General features: G+C 69.6%; 13 protein-coding genes. 2 read left to right on the top strand and 11 right to left on the bottom strand.

Features of this window, described 5'->3' with window-relative positions; translation table 11 throughout:
* On the top strand, positions 1-756 hold the full coding sequence (locus ABLE68_RS14730) for a DUF3105 domain-containing protein (protein WP_348872343.1): 756 nt from the start codon (positions 1-3) through the stop codon (positions 754-756).
* Positions 757-772: 16 nt separating this feature from the next.
* On the opposite strand, the gene ABLE68_RS14725 is transcribed toward ABLE68_RS14730, so the two are convergent.
* Positions 773-1,849, bottom strand: coding sequence for a mannose-1-phosphate guanylyltransferase (locus ABLE68_RS14725; RefSeq protein WP_348872342.1), 1,077 nt, complete (start codon positions 1,847-1,849; stop codon positions 773-775).
* 17 nt (positions 1,850-1,866) lie between these two features.
* On the opposite strand from ABLE68_RS14725, the gene ABLE68_RS14720 reads away from it, so the two are divergent.
* Positions 1,867-2,595, top strand: coding sequence for a TIGR03089 family protein (locus ABLE68_RS14720; protein WP_348872340.1), 729 nt, complete (start codon positions 1,867-1,869; stop codon positions 2,593-2,595).
* 30 nt (positions 2,596-2,625) lie between these two features.
* On the opposite strand, the gene ABLE68_RS14715 is transcribed toward ABLE68_RS14720, so the two are convergent.
* The 10 genes from ABLE68_RS14715 to ABLE68_RS14670 all read right to left on the bottom strand — a co-directional run bounded on the left by ABLE68_RS14715 (position 2,626) and on the right by ABLE68_RS14670 (position 15,808).
* Positions 2,626-5,562: an FG-GAP-like repeat-containing protein gene (locus tag ABLE68_RS14715; protein ID WP_348872339.1), complete on the bottom strand. Its 2,937-nt coding sequence runs from the start codon at positions 5,560-5,562 to the stop codon at positions 2,626-2,628.
* Positions 5,563-6,028: 466 nt separating this feature from the next.
* On the bottom strand, positions 6,029-6,820 hold the full coding sequence (locus ABLE68_RS14710) for an ABC transporter ATP-binding protein (RefSeq protein ID WP_348872337.1): 792 nt from the start codon (positions 6,818-6,820) through the stop codon (positions 6,029-6,031).
* Complete coding sequence (locus ABLE68_RS14705) at positions 6,820-7,731, bottom strand: ABC transporter permease (RefSeq protein WP_348872336.1); 912 nt, start codon at positions 7,729-7,731, stop codon at positions 6,820-6,822. The genes ABLE68_RS14710 and ABLE68_RS14705 overlap by 1 nt, the downstream gene beginning before the upstream one ends.
* Positions 7,724-9,718, bottom strand: coding sequence for a glycosyltransferase (locus ABLE68_RS14700; protein WP_348872335.1), 1,995 nt, complete (start codon positions 9,716-9,718; stop codon positions 7,724-7,726). Before ABLE68_RS14700 ends, ABLE68_RS14705 begins: the two co-directional genes overlap by 8 nt.
* The gene (glf, locus tag ABLE68_RS14695; RefSeq protein WP_348873280.1) at positions 9,715-10,893 is read right to left on the bottom strand and encodes a UDP-galactopyranose mutase; all 1,179 of its coding nucleotides are present in this window, start codon (positions 10,891-10,893) and stop codon (positions 9,715-9,717) included. The genes ABLE68_RS14700 and glf overlap by 4 nt, the downstream gene beginning before the upstream one ends.
* 3 nt (positions 10,894-10,896) lie before the next feature.
* A complete protein-coding gene (locus ABLE68_RS14690; RefSeq protein ID WP_348872334.1) occupies positions 10,897-11,805 on the bottom strand; it encodes a glycosyltransferase family 2 protein in 909 nt (302 codons plus the stop codon).
* Positions 11,802-12,716 carry a glycosyltransferase family 2 protein gene (locus ABLE68_RS14685; protein ID WP_348872332.1) on the bottom strand — a complete coding sequence of 305 codons (915 nt, stop codon included), beginning with the start codon at positions 12,714-12,716 and terminating at the stop codon, positions 11,802-11,804. Before ABLE68_RS14685 ends, ABLE68_RS14690 begins: the two co-directional genes overlap by 4 nt.
* A gap of 35 nt (positions 12,717-12,751) precedes the next feature.
* Entirely contained in the window at positions 12,752-13,231 is a 480-nt protein-coding gene (locus ABLE68_RS14680; protein WP_348872331.1) for a hypothetical protein, read from the bottom strand.
* Positions 13,232-13,299: 68 nt separating this feature from the next.
* Positions 13,300-14,337, bottom strand: coding sequence for a 5'-3' exonuclease (locus ABLE68_RS14675; RefSeq protein WP_348872330.1), 1,038 nt, complete (start codon positions 14,335-14,337; stop codon positions 13,300-13,302).
* A 46-nt stretch (positions 14,338-14,383) separates the two neighbouring features.
* Positions 14,384-15,808, bottom strand: a complete 1,425-nt coding sequence (locus tag ABLE68_RS14670) for an LCP family protein (RefSeq protein ID WP_348872328.1) — start codon at positions 15,806-15,808, stop codon at positions 14,384-14,386.
* Between the last annotated feature and the right edge of the window lie 24 nt (positions 15,809-15,832).

The raw sequence follows: 15,832 nt of genomic DNA, 5'->3' as shown, positions 1-15,832 counted from the left end.
GTGGCCAAGAAGCCCGCCAAGACCGACCGCCAGGCGGTCATCGATCAGATGCGCAAGCAGCAGAAGGGCGCCGAGCGCCGCCGCGGAGCCATCATCGTGACCGTCTGCGTCGTCATCGCCCTCGGCATCGTCGCCGCGGCCGTCATCCCGATCGCCAAGGACAAGTGGGACGCCCGGAAGTACTCCAGCAAGGCGCTCGACGAGATCGGCGTCCCGGCGTCGACCTGCCAGAAGATCACCACCCAGAAGGCCGACGGCAACCAGCAGCACGTGCCCGAGGGGCAGACGGTCGACTACACGACCGCGCCGCCGGCGTTCGGTGCCCACTGGAACGTGGCCGGCCTCGCGCCCGCGTCGTTCGCGAAGAAGTTCTACACCGAGCAGGACCGCCCGGCGCTCGAGGCGCTGGTGCACAACCTCGAGCACGGCTACACGATCCTCTGGTACGACAAGACCATCGCGGACGACGCCGACCAGCTGGCCGAGATCGAGGCGATCTCGAAGAAGTTCGGCGACACCAACTTCCGCGACAAGTTCATCGCGGCGCCGTGGACCTCGAGCGACGAGAACGGCAAGAAGTTCCCCAGCGGCACCCACGTGGCCTTCACGCACTGGTCCGCCGGTGGCAACGGCGTGACCGACGCGACCAAGCAGGTCGGCGCCTTCCAGTACTGCTCCGACGTCAGCGGTGAGGCGCTCCAGAAGTTCATGGACACGTACCCCTACACCGACTCGCCCGAGCCCGCAGCGATGTGAGCACGGACCAGCCTGACTACGTCAGGTCGGTCCGACCCAGCTCCTTCAGCTCGTTCACGATCTGCTTCACGTCCTGCGCGCGAGCGCGGGTGGTGACGAGCAGGGCGTCCGCGGTGTCGACGACGACCACGTCGTCGAGCCCGATCACAGCGACCACCCGTCCCGAGGCCGGGACCACCAGGCCGGTGGCGTCGAGCGTGAGCACGTCGGCGCTCTCACCCAGCACGGTCTTCGGCGTGCCGTCGTCGAGCAGCGTCGCGAGCGCGTCGAAGTCACCGATGTCCTCCCAGTGGAAGGCAGACGGGACCACGGCCACCCGCCCGGCGTCGGCGGCGGGCTCGGCGATGGCGTGGTCGAGGGCGATCTTCGGGAGCCGGTCCCAGACCTCCTCGAGCTGCGAGGGATCGGCGGCGATGGCGCGCAGGTCGGCCGCGAACTCCGGGTGCCAGCGCTCCAGCAGGTCGAGCAGGATCGTGGGGCGTACGACGAACATGCCGGCGTTCCAGCGGTAGTCCCCGCTCGCGAGGTACTCCTCCGCCGTCTCCACCGACGGCTTCTCGACGAACGCACGGACCACCGACGCCGTCGGCTGACGGTAGAGCGGCTCGCCCACGTGGATGTAGCCGAACGCCGACGAGGGGAAGCGCGGCTCGATGCCGATCGTCACCAGCCAGTCGTCGCGGGCCACCTCGGCCGCGAGCCGGACCGCCTCGGCGAAGTTCTCCGGGTCGGTGATCACGTGGTCGGCCGCGAAGGACCCCATCACGGCGTCCGGGTCGGAGCGCTCGAGGAGCGCTGCCGCCAGGCCGATCGCGGCCATCGAGTCGCGGGGCGAGGGCTCGGCCACGACCGCGTCGGGAGCCAGGTCGGGCAGCTGGCCGAGCACGGCATCGCGGTGGGCCCGACCGGTCACCACCACGAACCGGTCCGCCGCCAGCGGGACCAACCGGTCGTGCGTCTCCTGGAGGAGGCTGCGCCCCCCACCCGAGAGGTCGTGGAGGAACTTCGGCGCGGAGGAGCGGGACAGCGGCCAGAGCCGCGTGCCGGCGCCACCGGCCGGGATCACGGCCCAGAAGTGGTCGATGGGAGACATGCTGGCAGCCTAGGCGGGTGACCACCTTCTCCGAGGTCCTGACTCGCCAGCTGCGCGGCGACTCCGGACGGCCGCTGATCACCTTCTACGACGGCGCGACCGGCGAGCGCGTCGAGCTCTCGGTGACCACCTACGCCAACTGGGTCGCCAAGACGGCCTCGCTGCTCGTCGAGGAGCACGACCTCGAGCGCGGGCAGACGCTGTGCGTCGACCTGCCCACCCACTGGCTCGGACCGGTCTTCCTCGGCGCCGCCTGGTCGATCGGCCTGGTCGTGACCGGGCCCGGCGAGCCCGGCGAGCCGGACGCGGTCGTCTGCGGACCCGCGACCCTCTCCACCTGGGCCGAGCGCGCCGACGACCTCCCGGTGCTGGCCTGCGCGCTGCTGCCGCTCGGCGTGCGGTTCGCCGACCCCGTGCCGCCGGGCGTGCACGACGTCGGCATCGACGTCTGGTCGCAGCCCGACGCCTTCACGGCCTGGGACCCGCCCGGTGCCGACGACCCGGCGTACGCCGTCGACGGTGCCGTCACCAGCCACGGCGAAATGTGGAGAGCGGCCGCCGCCGGGAGTCTCCTCACCGACGGCGGCCGCCTCCTGTCGGAGGCGAACCCGGCTTCCCCACCGGAGATCGCCACCTTCACGGAGCCGCTCACACGGGGCGGCTCACTGGTCCTGGTCACCCGCACCGAACCGGAACGTCTCGAGACGACCTACGTCGCCGAGCGCGCCACGGCTCGCTTCCCTTAGAACGGGTCGACCAGCACGTCCTCTCGCCGATCATCCGGCGAGGTCGTAGCCCCCCATTCCCTCAGCGAGGAACCGTCGGGCACCGAAACCGCTGTTGGTGCCGGGGACCAGCCAGAGGTAGCCGGTCTTCTTCTCGCGCACGACCAGGTCCGGGTGGCCGGTGAGGCCCTCGTCGCTGATGCCGACGACCCAGTCGTACGGCGACAGGTCGAGGCTCAGCGGCTTGCCGCTGGTCAACCCGCCCGGACCGTTGCCCGGGTAGAGGGTCAGCTTGGCACCCTTGCGGAACAGCGAGTCCGGAGCGCCGTCGGCGTTCCAACGACCCACCGCCACCTGCTTGCCGGCGTCGATCGCGCCATGGGCGACGTAGCTCGTCTTCAGGCCGGACATCCCGTTGCCGGGGTAGATCCGGATCGCAGCACCCTTGGGCTGGCCCATCAGGTCGGGCCAACCGTCGCCGGTCATGTCGCCCACCGCGGCGAGCAGTCCGACGCCCTTGAAGCCGGTGCCGATCTTGGTCGCTGGCCCGAAGTGGCCCTGGCCGTCGCCGCGACGCAGGTAGAGGGCGCCGTCGGCCGCGTTGCGGGTGATCATGTCACCGTGCCCGTCGCGGTCCCAGTCGCCGGCGTTGAAGACCGCGTTGGCGCCCGCGATGGTCACCCCGGTGTCGATCGGGCTGTGCATCTCGGTCGTGCCCTTGTTGGTGAGCACCACCACCCGACCGGCGCTGCCTCGGACGACGACGTCCGGGGTGGCGTCACCGGCCACCTGAGCGGCTCCGACCACCTTGCCGACCTTGGCGAAGCCCGTCAACGGACCGAGGGCGTGCCCGAAGGTGCCGTCGCCGTGGGACGGGATCACCGCGGCGTAGCCCGTGTCGGCCGAGCGGACGAACAGGTCGGAGTGGCCGTCGCCGTCGAAGTCGCCGTACCCCGTGATCGTGGAGTAGCCCTTCCAGCTCCCGGCCACCTGGACGCGAGCGGTGAAGGTGCCGTTGCCCTTGCCCGGGTGCAGCCACAGCGTCCCGCTCGGATCGCGAGCCAGCAGGTCGGCGCGTCCGTCACCGTCGAGGTCGCCGGCTCCGACGAGCAGGTTGTAGTCGCCCCACACGTTCGCGAGGTGCTTCACCTTGAAACCGGTCTTCTTGCGGCCGAGGTAGGCATCCAGGCGACCGGTCCCTGCGGCGCGGGCGACCAGGTCGTTGCGCCCGTCGCCGTTGAGGTCGCCGACCGCGGTGACGAGGTCGTGGCCCGCCAGCGAGGTCAGGACCTTCTTCTGCGCGTCCCCGAAGGTGCCGCTGCCGGTGCCGGGGCGGATCTGGGCGGTCCCGTCCGCCGCGCTGACCAGCAGGTCGTCGATGCCGTCGCCGGTGAGGTCGGGCGAGACCACGGTCGTGTCACTATCTGCCAGGCCCGAGGCAGCGGTGGCCGCCGGCCCGAAGGCGGTGAGACCACCGGTCGGGAGGATGACGGCATGGTCGTCGCTGGCCCGCCTGACGATGAGGTCGGGATGCTGTGAGGAGGCGAGGTCGGACTCGAGCTCACGTCCGGACCAGCCTCGCTGGGCCTGGGCGGCGAGCTGTCTGATCTCGGGGATCTTGGCGTAGAGATATCGCCCAGGACAGGCGGTCGCCGCGGCGTCGCGGTGGCCGTTGATCGCCTCGAAGTACTTCGAGCCGACCCACTGCTTGGTCGAGGACGCGTCGACCCCGTGGAGGGAGAGCTTCCAGGCGAACAGGGCGCCGTACGCCTCGACCATCGCCTGTGACGGCTGCTTGATGTCGTAGTTGCCGATCGCGGACATCGCGAAGGAGTAGTCGTTGTAGTTGAGCGTGTGCGCGCCGACCACCGGCCGGTCGATGCCGCCGTACCGGCCCTCCCAGATCCGACCGAACCGGTCGACCAGGAAGTTGTAGCCGATGTCCGACCAGCCGCGGGACTTCGTGTGGTACGCGTAGATGCTCCGCAGGATCGCGGGCACCTCGGCGCGGCTGTAGTCGTTGGCGTTGACCGTGTGGTGGACGAAGCCGGCATGCACCTCGTAGTAGTGCAGCGAGCTGGCCTGGCGCATGCTCTCGTCGGCGCCCCACTGGGCCCGCGAGTAGATCACCGGCTTCGGGGTGAACGTCGCGGCCTGCAGGCTGATCTGGTCGGAACCGTCGGTGCCCTCGCCCGCATCCGTCTCGATCGAGCCGGGCAGCGTCGCGGCGTCCGCGACGACGTCCTCGGCGGACTCGGTGCCACCGTCCATCTCGTTCGTGTCAAGGGCGGGCTTCTCCACCGCGCTCGTCTTCGCCTTGCCCGGGTCGATGACCGCGAGCTTGAGGTCGGCGGGCAGCGTGCCACGCGTGGTGTCGATCTGCACCTGGACGTCGTCCACGTCGCCCACGAGGAGCGCGTCGGTGCCCGGGCGGGCGTGCCGCGCCTCGGCACTGCCCGGGTCGGGACCGTGGTCGTCGTGGTACTCGAGGTCCATCCACTTCGACCAGGTGTCGTCCGTGCGGGTGCGCACCTTCAGGCTGATGCCGTCCTCCGGGAGGACGATGCCGTGCGCCCAGGTGACGCCGACCGCGCCGTACCCGACGACCGGCGACGGGACGCTGGTGACCTCGTCGTCGGCCAGGGCGTCGGCCTTGGTGCGGCCCACCGACCCGTGCGCGACGACGTTCTTCTCGACGGCAGAGCGCTCGCGCTGCGAGGCACCGGCGGGCGCTGTGAGGGCCACCTCGTGCACGGTGGGGTCGACGACCTCGGTCGGGACCTTCGACGGCTTCAGGGCTGCCTTGGTGTAGGCGCTCATCTCGGCCGAGAGCCCGTCGGTGGTGGTCGTCAGGCCGTCACTGTCGGGGCTCGAACGGACGACGTCGAGGCTGACGACGCTGGCTGCCGGCGTGAGCGCGGCGAGCACGACACCGAGGGCCAGCAGCTGCTGGCAGGCGGTGACGAAGCGGATCTTGCTGGGGGGCATCGGCTGTACTCCAGTGCGCGGGGAAGTTCACACAGTGCGCAACTTTCACACGCGTCACAGGAGTGACGGAAGGTTTCGTGAGTAACTACAAACGTGTAATTTCCACTCGCCACGCCGATGAATCCGAGATTTGTCAAGAAATCTCAGACGTGTAATTCCTGCCCCAGGCGTGGACAGGTCCAGACCACGACGACCTCGTACGTCGAGCAGGCCAGGGAGGAAACGGAAGCCGCAGGCTCCGCCATCGCTCAGGCGTACTCGCTGGTCGAGTAGCGAGCGTCCCCAGCTACTCGTTGGTCGAGTAGCGAGCGTCCTCAGCTACTCGCTGGTCGAGTAGCGAGCGCCAGCGAGCGTATCGAGACCCTGATGCGGTCTCGATACGCCGGTCGCGAGCTCCTGCGTCGCTCGCGCGGCTACTCGACCTGGCTGCAGCATCCGAGCCTTCGCAGGCTCAGGCTCGGGCAGCTCAGATCTCGGCGCCGTAGTCCGAGTCTTCGTCTTGCTCGAGGTCGTTCTCGTTCTCCTCGTCGGAGTCGTACTTGACGTACTTGATGCCCTCGTCGACGTCGCCGTCGAAGCCGACCCGACCCTTCTCGAGGACGATCACGCGGTCGCACATCTTGCGGACCGAGCCCGCGGCGTGGCTGACGTAGACCAGGGTGCGGCCGCCGTCGCGGATCTCCTGCATCTTCTCGAGGCACTTCTTCTTGAAGGGCTTGTCCCCCACCGCGAGGACCTCGTCGGCGAGGAAGATGTCGGAGTCGACGTGGATCGCGACGGCGAAGCCGAGTCGCGAGTTCATGCCGGACGAGTAGTGGCCCACCGGGGAGTCGAGGAACTTGCCGAGGTCGGCGAAGTCGGCGATCGCGTCGAACTTCCGCCGGGTCTCCGCCTCGGACATGCCGAGCACGGCGGCGTTCAGGTAGACGTTCTCGCGGCCGGTCAGCTGGGGGTGGAAGCCCGCTCCGGTCGCGATCAGGCCGGCGATCCGGCCCCGGGTGAGGACCTGGCCGCCCTCGGGGCGCATCACGCCGTTGATCAGCTTGAGCAGGGTGCTCTTGCCGGAGCCGTTGAGGCCCATCAGTCCGATCGACTCACCCTGGTTGACGGTGAACGAGACGTCGTCGACCGCACGGAACGTGTTGCTGATCTCCTGGCGACGGATCGCGGCCACGGTCATCTGCTTGAACGTGCGGTGGTAGCGCAGCGTGAAGGACTTCGTCGCGTGGTCGACGACGATCGACTCGTTGCCCGACATCAGAGGCGCTCCGGGATCTTGTTGTCCAGCCGGGAGAAGACGAGCTGGCCGACCACGAGCAGCACGATGCCGACCCCGAGGGCGAGGAAGGAGTAGGCCCAGAGGTCGCTCGGGATGTGCTTGGCCGACGTCGCGGCGGGGTCGTCGGTGGTGCCCACCCAGAACGCCTTCTGGAAGAGCAGCACGGCGTCCGCGAGCGGGTTGTAGAGGTAGAAGCGAGCTGCCTCGCCGAACCGCTCCTGGACCAACGAGTAGGGGTAGATCATCGGGACGCCGAAGCGGACCAGGTTGGTCATGATCTGGGCGACGTTGGAGACGTCGCGGAAGAAGACGTTCGCGGCGCTGAAGAGCAACGCCATCGCCGTACCGACGAGGCCGATGATCAGGAGGGCGAGCACGAACGCGGCGAGCCCCCCGACCGCAGGTGTCCAGCCGAGCAGCAGGCAGGCGATGAGGAGGATCACGACCTGCGGGATGACGTGGTAGCCCGAGACGAGCATCGACGCCACCGGGAACATCTCGCGGGGCAGCGCCATCTTCTGCACCAGCGCCTTGTTGCGCACGATCGAGCGGGTGCCGGCGTTGAAGGTCTCGTTGAAGAAGTGGACGATGATGATGCCGCAGAACATGTGGATGGCGAAGTTCGGCACATCCTTGTGCAGCTGGAACAGCACGCCCATCACGACGTAGTAGATGAGGAACTGCGACAGCGGGTTGACGTACGACCACAGCAGCCCCAGGAACGAGCCCTGGTAGCGGGCGCTGACCTCGCGGCGCACGAGCAGGCGGAGCAGGTAGCGGCGCCGGAAGACCTCCAGCAGGCCGGTGGTCGACGCCGGCGAGACGAGCGGGCCCTCGACGTGGTGGACGGGTCGCGGCGTGGCGGCGACCGGGTCGGAGAGGTCAGTCATCGAGTCCCCCGTCCATCCACGGACGGAACGTCTCCTCCCACGCCTCGGGCGACGTGATGTCGCCCAGCTTGGCGCGGTACTCCTCGGCCAGCCGCGGCCACTCGCGGCGGTAGCGCTCATGGATGGCGAGGGTGCGCTTCATCAGGTCGCGGAACTGGGCCGAGTCGCGGCGGTAGAACGCGGCCGAGGAGCCGTCGTTCATCGAGACGATCGCCGAGTCGTAGCTCGCGAGGCGGTACCACTTGGCGTCCATCGCGCGGACCTCGGCCTCGGGGTGCTCGCGAGACATCTCTCGGGGCGCCTTGAGCTGGCGGATCGGCTGCAGCCCGGCGCTGATCAGCTGCGAGAGCCGACCCGGGATCTCGGCGTTGTCCTTGCCCTTGCGCGGCGGCTTCTTGCGCCGCACCGACGGGAAGGCGTCGGGGTCGACCTCGAGCTGCGCGTCGGGGAACTGCTTGCGGAAGGCGTTGACCTCGGCGAGCCGGGTGGGCAGCAGCGCGTGCAGTCCCTCGGGCCCGGCGAGCACGTCCTCCATCGCCATCAGGCGGAGCTCGGCGGTGGAGTACTGCATGGAGACCAGGTGGGCGATCTGGTGGTTGAGGCTCTCGCGGACCATCCGGCCGCCCTTGGGGTATGGCGAGTGCAGGAGCGCCGCCACGAGCCGGTTGCGGTGGTGGAAGTAGGCCTGCCAGTCGGTCGCGTCGTTCTTGTCCGTCCACGGGACGTGCCACACGGCCGCACCCGGGAACGTCACGGTCGGGTAGCCGGCGGCCTTGGCGCGCAGGCCGAACTCCGAGTCGTCCCACTTGATGAAGAGCGGCAGCGAGAGGCCGATCTCCTCGAGCACCGAGCGCGGGATCAGGCACATGAACCAGCCGTTGAAGTCCACGTCGATCCGCTTGTGCAGCCAGCGGCTGGACCGCAGGTTGCGCGAGGAGAGGTCCCAGTCGCTGTAGGTGTCGAGCGGCGACTGCCACCAGAAGCGCCACGGCTGGATGATCTCGCCGAAGCTGTGCAGCCGGGCCCGGGAGTAGATGTTGAACATGTGGCCGCCCACGATCGTGGGGCGGCGGGCGAGGTCGCCGAAGGTGATCGCACGGATGACGCCCTCGGGCTCGCAGACGACGTCGTCGTCCATCATCATCGCGTAGGTCGCGGTGCCCTTGCGGACCGACTCGAGCTGGCCGCGGGCGTAGCCGCCCGAGCCGCCGAGGTTGCCCTGCTCGATGACGCGCAGGGTCTCCCCGAGCGCACCCTCCGCCTTGGCGAAGTACGGCGAGTCCGTGACCTTGTCGGTGCCCTGCTCCATCACCAGCACGGTGTCGAGGTAGGGGCGCAGCACCTCGTCGTCAGCGAGCTGGCCGATCAGCTTGGCGCAGAAGTCGGGGCGGTTCATCGTGGTGATCGCGATGTCGACGGTGCCGTGCTCGGCCCGGTCGTCCGGCACCTCGGCGGTCCACTCGGCGGACTCGACGACCACGTCGTCGTCGCCGGCGATCACGTCGTACCAGTACCAACCACCGTCGACGAAGGGCTTGAGCGGCAGCTCGAAGACGAAGGTGCCGGTGCCCTCGAGCCCGGTGCTCGCCGACGCGACCCGCTGGGCGTGGCCCCGGGCCATCGACTTGTAGACGATGACCGTGGCGCCGGCGCCGGCCACCTTCACGGTGAGCTCGACGTCCTTGACGATCGTCCAGCGGCGCCAGTAGCTGGCCGGGAACGCGTTGAAGTAGGTGCCGAACGAGAGCCGCTCGCCGGACCGGACCCGGAGCGCCGTGCGCGACTCGATCTGGTCGGGGTGGATCGAGAGACCGGTCGACGTGGACTGCCGGATGGCAGCGTTGTTGAGGTCCTTGGCCGCCCGGTTGCCGCCGATCTCGTACTTGTCCGCGTCGAGCTTGGCCTCTTCGGGGTCGACGTAGAGGGCCATGACCTCGAAGTCACGGTCCTGGGGAAGGATCTGGCGCTGCAGGAGTCGGGTGGTCATTCGTCGACGCCTCCGCTCGTGAGGGGCTCGCCTTCGGAGAAGTGCGGCCGGAGCTTGTTCTCGAACATGGAGAGGGCCGAACCGATGGCCATGTGCATGTCGAGGTACTTGTAGGTGCCGAGCCGACCGCCGAAGAGCACCATCGGCTCCTTCTTCGCCAGCTCGCGGTACTTCAGCAGCTTGGCGCGGTCATCGGCGGTGTTGATCGGGTAGTAGGGCTCGTCGCCCTCCTCCGCGAAGCGGGAGTACTCGTGCACGACGATCGTCTTGCCGGGGAGGTACGTCCGCTCAGGGTGGAGGTGCTTGAACTCCAGCGTACGGGTGTAAGGAAGGTCCTCGTCGTTGGCGTTGACGACACCGGTGCCCTGGTAGTCGTCGACGTCGACGGTCTCGCGCTCCAGGTCGATGGTGCGCCACGAGAGCCGGCCCTCGGAGTTGCCGAAGTACTCGTCGACCGGGCCCGTGTAGACGATCGGGACCTTGCCCTTGAACTCGTCGGCGACGTCGAAGAAGTCGGTGTCGACACGCACCTCGATGTTGGGGTGGTCGGCCATCCGCTCCAGCCAGGCGGTGTAGCCGTCGACCGGGAGGCCCTCGTAGGTGTCGTTGAAGTAGCGGTTGTCGAAGGTGTAGCGCACCGGCAGCCGCGTGATGATGTCGGCCGAAAGCTCCTTCGGGTCCGTCTGCCACTGCTTGGCGGTGTAGCCCTTCACGAACGCCTCGTAGAGCGGGCGGCCGATCAGGCTGATCGCCTTCTCCTCGAGGTTGGTCGCGTCCTCGGTGGCGATCTCACTGGCCTGCTCGGCGATCAGCGCGCGCGCCTCGTCGGGCGTGTGCGCCTTGCCGAAGAACTGGTTGATCAGGCCCAGGTTCATCGGGAACGAGTAGACCTGCCCCTGGTACTTCGCGAAGACCCGGTGCTGGTAGCCCGTGAAGTCGGTGAAGCCGGTGACGTAGTCCCACACCTTCTTGTTCGAGGTGTGGAAGAGGTGCGTCCCGTAGACGTGCACCTCGATGCCGGTCTCCTCGTCGAACTCGCTGTAGGCGTTGCCGCCGAGGTGGGAGCGACGCTCGAGCACGAGGACGTTGAGCCCCAGCTCCGAGGCGCAGCGCTCGGCGATGGTGAGGCCGAAGAAGCCGGAGCCGACAACGACGAGATCAGGTGCTGACACGATCGGTCAGTCTACGGATCGCGCGGGTACGACCCGCATTCCCCGCGCGTCGCGCATGGCTCGGATCACATTGCCGGCCTCGCGGCGTCCGCCCCGGAACGGGCTGAGCACGACGACGGCCGCGGTGATCAGCCACGGCTTGAGGCGGACCAGCGCGTTCTCGCCGTACCGCAGGTGGACCGCGAAGAGGTTGCGGTACATGTAGTAGCCCTTCCAGCCGCTCAGGTCGTGCTGCTGGTCGAAGTCGAGCTGGCGGACCAGCACCGCGTCGCGGACCGCCCAGATCCGGAAGCCGGCCCGACGCGCCCGCAGGGCGTAGTCGACGTCATCGTAGAAGATGAAGTACGACGGGTCCGGGAGCCCGATCGCGTCGACCACGTCCCGGCGCACCATGAAGCCCTCGAAGGCGACGTTCTCGAGCTCGACCCGCTCGGGCATGGCGTCCCGGCGGCCGTACGTCGTCTCGACCATGCCCGTCTTGGGCCGGATCGCCAGCGGGCTGGTGAGGTCGAAGCGCGTGGCGGCCTTCTCGACAAGCCGGCCGTGGGTGTCCTCACGGACGGCCATCAGGCAGGCCTCGTCCTGCGCGAGCAGGACGCCGAGGCAGTCGGGCGCGGGGACGACGTCGTCGTCCATCAGCCAGATCCGGTCGAAGCCGCGCTCGTAGGCGGTGCGGACCCCCAGGTGGAAGCCACCCGCGCCGCCGAGGTTGTCCTCGGACCGGACCACCTGCAGACCCGGGTTGGTCGCCGCGGCGAGGACCTCGGGCGTGCGGTCGGTGCTGGCGTTGTCGACCACGATGACCGCGTCCGGCAGCCGGTCGAGCGCGGCCAGGCCGTCGAGCATGCCGACCAGCAGCTCGGCGCGGTTGTAGGTGACGACCACGACCGCGACCGTCTCCGGCGCGGCGCTCATCGCAGGTACTTCCGGTGGCCGGTGAAGTCGCCGCGGAGGCCGGCGTACATCGCCCGGAAGCTCATCGCGATCCGACCGGCGCTGGGCCGGGTGAAGGTGTAGAACCACATCGTCTTCGCGACGAACGCGAGCGCGTGCGGCCAGCCGCGGTAGTCGCGGAGGTTGAGCAGGTTGTTGCGCGCCATGCAGTAGTGCTTGAGGTCGCTCGGCGTGTGGTTGTACGTCGTCCGGCCGAAGAGCATCGGTGTGCCGAGCTCACCGACGGCCGGGTGCCTGACCTGCGCGCCGACGACGGTCGCGATCCTGGCGCCGGCGGCCTCGGCACGGAGGCGGTACTCGTGGTCGTCGCCCCAGATGAAGTACTCGGCGCGCGGGAGGCCGATCCGTTCGACCAGCTCGCGGGTCACCAGCACACCGTTGAAGGGGATCACGATCCCGTCGATCCGGCCATCGGTGGCGGCGCGCTCGACGTCCCCGATCCGGTGCACCACCCGGGTCCCGCCGGGTAGGCGGATCGGGAACACCAGGCGGGTCGGGTCGTCTTGGTCGACGACCAGCGGCCCCCAGAAGTCGAGGCCGGGCTCCTGGAGCAACAGGGCGAGGCAGTCGGGGTCGGGCAGGCCGTCGTCGTCCATCAGCCAGACGAGGTCCGCGTCGCGCTCGATCGCCCAGGCCAGTCCGTCGTGGAAGCCACCCGCGCCGCCGCTGTTCTCCGCGAGGGTGCGGCCGTGGACCGACCCGTCGAGACCGGCGAGCCACTCCCCCGTGCCGTCGGTCGACGCGTTGTCGACGACGAGGACCTCGGCGAGCTCCGGCACCTCGCCCAGCCGCTCGACGAGCCGCTGGACGAGGTCGAGGCGGTTGAAGGTCACGACGACGGCGATGACACGTCGTCCGTCGCTCCCACTCACGGCGACCACCCTAGAGGTCGGTCACCGCGCAGCCGCTAGCTGTTGCTGCCGCACTCGGTCAGACCGAGGTCGTCGGCCGCGGCGTTGGCCTCGGCGAACGGGTCCGTGGCGGTGGTGAAGGCGGCGGGGTCGGCGGCGACCTTGTCGATGTCGGCCTGCAGCGAGGTGAGCAGCGTGTCGACGGCGTCCTCGTCACCCTCCGGCACCCCGAGGGCGGCGATGTCGTCGTGCTGCTTCTGGAAGCTCGGGATCGCCGTGTCGGTGATGAACGCGACGACCTCGTCCTGGGTCGAGGTGTCGGTCAGCTCCGCGCCGGCGGTCTGGAGCTCTGCGGCCGCGTCCGTGCAGATCGCGTTGGCCTGCGTCACGAAGTCGTCGTGCGTGATCGTCGGGGCTGCCGAGCTGGCGTCGGAGCCGGCGTCGCTGCCGTCCGAACCGTCGGAGCCGCCGCACCCGGCGACGAGGCCACCGAGGACCAGGGCCAGCGCGGGCAGGAGCAGGGTGGAGCGCTTCATGGGGATACCTCTCGAGAGCGGATCCCCCCGGGTCCCGGGAAACCTATCGCGTCGTCAGCCGACGCGGATCAGAACAACGCCTCCTGGACCGAGCGCTCCTCGACCGGAGCGGGCCGGACGAGCCTGGGAAAGCGCTGTGGAGCCGGTGCGCCGACCCATGCAGGCTCGGGCGTGTCGGCACGCGGCCCCGTCTCGCGGAGCGCGAGCGCGCGTACGGCGGCGGGCAGGTGCAGGCCGAACCGTGCGTACGTCGCCTGGATCGCCGCCTCGTCCAGCGGGAGGGAGCCGACGCCGCCCTCGAGGTCGAGCCCGAGGTCGACGGTGTCGACCATCGTCATCGCGGCGCAGTTGAGCTCCCAGGCGGCGCGAGCCTCCGGCGTGGCGAGCGTCCGGGTGAGGGCGGTGCCGACGACGGCCCGGCACCGGGCACCGTCGCCGGCAGCGTCGTCGAAGGCGGCGCGCGCCGACCCGAGGACCGCGAGCAGCCGCGCGGCGGTCTTCGGGCCGAAGCCCGGGACGCCCGGCAGGTTGTCGGAGGCGTCGCCACGGAGCGCGGCGTAGTCGAGGTACTGGTCGGGTCGGACGCCGGTCAGGGTGACCAGCCGCGCGGGGTCGAGCAGCGGTGACGCCTCGACGCCCCCGTTGAGGATCCGGAGCATCCGTGTGTGTTCACCGATCAGCGCGAAGGAGTCGCGGTCGGAGGTGACCACGACGGTCCGGGCCCCGATCGTGGGGGCGTAGGCGGCGGCGCTGGCGAGCACGTCGTCGGCCTCCAGCCCGGTCGGCACGACGACCTGGACCCCGAGGTCGCGCAGGGCGTCGACGGCAGCCTCGAGCTGGACCTCCAGCGCGGCCGGCTTGGGCGCGCGGTGGGCCTTGTACGTCGGCCACCGGTCGCGGCGCACGCTCGCCGACGGGTCGTCGAAGCCGACCACCACGGCGTCGGCGCACACCCGGTCGGCCGCCGACACGAGCTGGGACAGCAGCCCGCGGACCGCCCACATCGGCCGGCCGTCAGCGGTGTGGAACCCGCTCCCCATCGAGGCGTGGAACGCCCGGTGCAGGAGCGAGTTGCCGTCGAGGGCGAGCAGCGTGCGGGATGACACAGGACGAGCCTGCCATGCGCCACCCCCGGTGGTTGAGGAGGTTGCGCTAGCAGGCAGAACCGAGGTCGTCGGCCTCGTTGGCGGCGTACCCCTTGCGGAGCGAGCCGAGCGAGCCACCGGTGACGGTGTCGTCCTTGACCTTCGGGCCCGACCCGGGCGCCGACGCGGTGCCCTCGGCCCGGTCGATGGCGGACGCGACCTTGCTCTTGATCAGCTTGATGTCGGGATCGGCCGTGTTGATCATCGGCGGCACCAGCGAGAGGGTCGAGATCTTCTGGCCGCGCGCCTTGAGCGCCAGCTGGGCGAACTTCGAGAACTCGCTCGACGGGATGTCGCTCGAGACCAGCGCCGAGCCGGCACTCGCGATGTCCGCGAAGTTCGTGACGGCCGTCTGCGGGCTGATCTGCTGCAGCATCGCGTTCATGACGCACTTCTGGCGCGCCATCCGCGAGTAGTCGTCGGAGTCGTCGCGCGCCCGGGCGAACCAGAGCGCGTCGTGGCCGTCGAGCTTGCGTACGCCGGGCTGGATGTAGCCGGTGACGTCGTCCCCGAGGCCACCCACCGGGATCGGCTGGCGCACGTTGAGCGTCACGCCTCCCACCGCGTCGACGAGGTCCTTGAAGCCCTCGAGGTTGACCATCGCCCAGTAGTTGATCTTCAGCCCGGTGATGCCCTCGATCGCCATGATCGTGGCGTCGACGCCCGGGTTGTCCGACTTGGGGAAGAGGCCGGTGTTGTCGCCGGCCCACGTGCTCACCCCGTTGAGGTAGTCGGCGTCGAACCCGTCGGGGAACTGCTGGTGCATCACCGACCCCTTCACGAAGGGGAAGTTCTTCATGTTGCGGGGCAGCGAGATGAGGACCGTCCGACCGGTGTCGGCGTCGATGCTCGCGACCGTCATCGAGTCGGGCCGGAGTCCCCAGCGGCCGGCCCCGGAGTCGCCACCGAGGAGCAGCACGTTGTAGCGACCGTCGTGGGCGCCGCTGACGACGCCGTCGCCGGAGAGCGCGAGGACGAGCCCGCGCTGCACGCCGACCAGGTGCGCGCTGAAGAGCAGGGCGGCAGCGACGGAGAAGCAGAGCACGCCGTTGACGCCGATCGCCGCGCGGCGGTGGCCCATGTTGAGCGTGAGCGGCTGGCCGAGCCGCCAGGCGTCGACGAAGAGGTAGGCCCAGCCGATCGCGAGCCCGGTCAGCAGCAGCCGCAGGACCAGCAGCGCGCCGGTGTCGAAGACGAACCAGAAGGCGAGACCGTGCCAGATCGCGGCCGCGAGCAGCGCGGGGACGGCCGTCACCACGAGCAGCGCCCAGGTCAGCAGCGCGATCCGGCCGACCTTGCGGTTGCCGGCGACCAGCTGCGCCGAACCCGGCAGCACGAGGGTCATCAGCATCAGCGACACGGCACGGCGGAAGCGGATCCGTGCGGCACGCTCGTGGGCGGTGAACGACCCGGGGGAAGAGACGGGCGGCATCGAGACGCCTCTCTGGTGTACATG

The sequence above is a fragment of the Nocardioides pollutisoli genome (assembly GCF_040045055.1).
Taxonomy (GTDB): domain Bacteria; phylum Actinomycetota; class Actinomycetes; order Propionibacteriales; family Nocardioidaceae; genus Nocardioides; species Nocardioides tweenelious.
The sequence above is the reverse complement of the archived record's forward strand: the minus strand, read 5'-3'. Positions and strand labels throughout refer to the sequence as shown.

Coding starts and splice junctions, on each gene's coding strand:
- ABLE68_RS14690 (WP_348872334.1), bottom strand. CDS start 11,805: ATGAGCGCCGCGCCGGAGACGGTCGCGGTCGTGGTCGTCACCTACAAC.
- ABLE68_RS14715 (WP_348872339.1), bottom strand. CDS start 5,562: ATGCCCCCCAGCAAGATCCGCTTCGTCACCGCCTGCCAGCAGCTGCTG.
- ABLE68_RS14725 (WP_348872342.1), bottom strand. CDS start 1,849: ATGTCTCCCATCGACCACTTCTGGGCCGTGATCCCGGCCGGTGGCGCC.
- ABLE68_RS14710 (WP_348872337.1), bottom strand. CDS start 6,820: ATGTCGGGCAACGAGTCGATCGTCGTCGACCACGCGACGAAGTCCTTC.
- ABLE68_RS14680 (WP_348872331.1), bottom strand. CDS start 13,231: ATGAAGCGCTCCACCCTGCTCCTGCCCGCGCTGGCCCTGGTCCTCGGT.
- ABLE68_RS14705 (WP_348872336.1), bottom strand. CDS start 7,731: ATGACTGACCTCTCCGACCCGGTCGCCGCCACGCCGCGACCCGTCCAC.
- ABLE68_RS14700 (WP_348872335.1), bottom strand. CDS start 9,718: ATGACCACCCGACTCCTGCAGCGCCAGATCCTTCCCCAGGACCGTGAC.
- ABLE68_RS14670 (WP_348872328.1), bottom strand. CDS start 15,808: ATGCCGCCCGTCTCTTCCCCCGGGTCGTTCACCGCCCACGAGCGTGCC.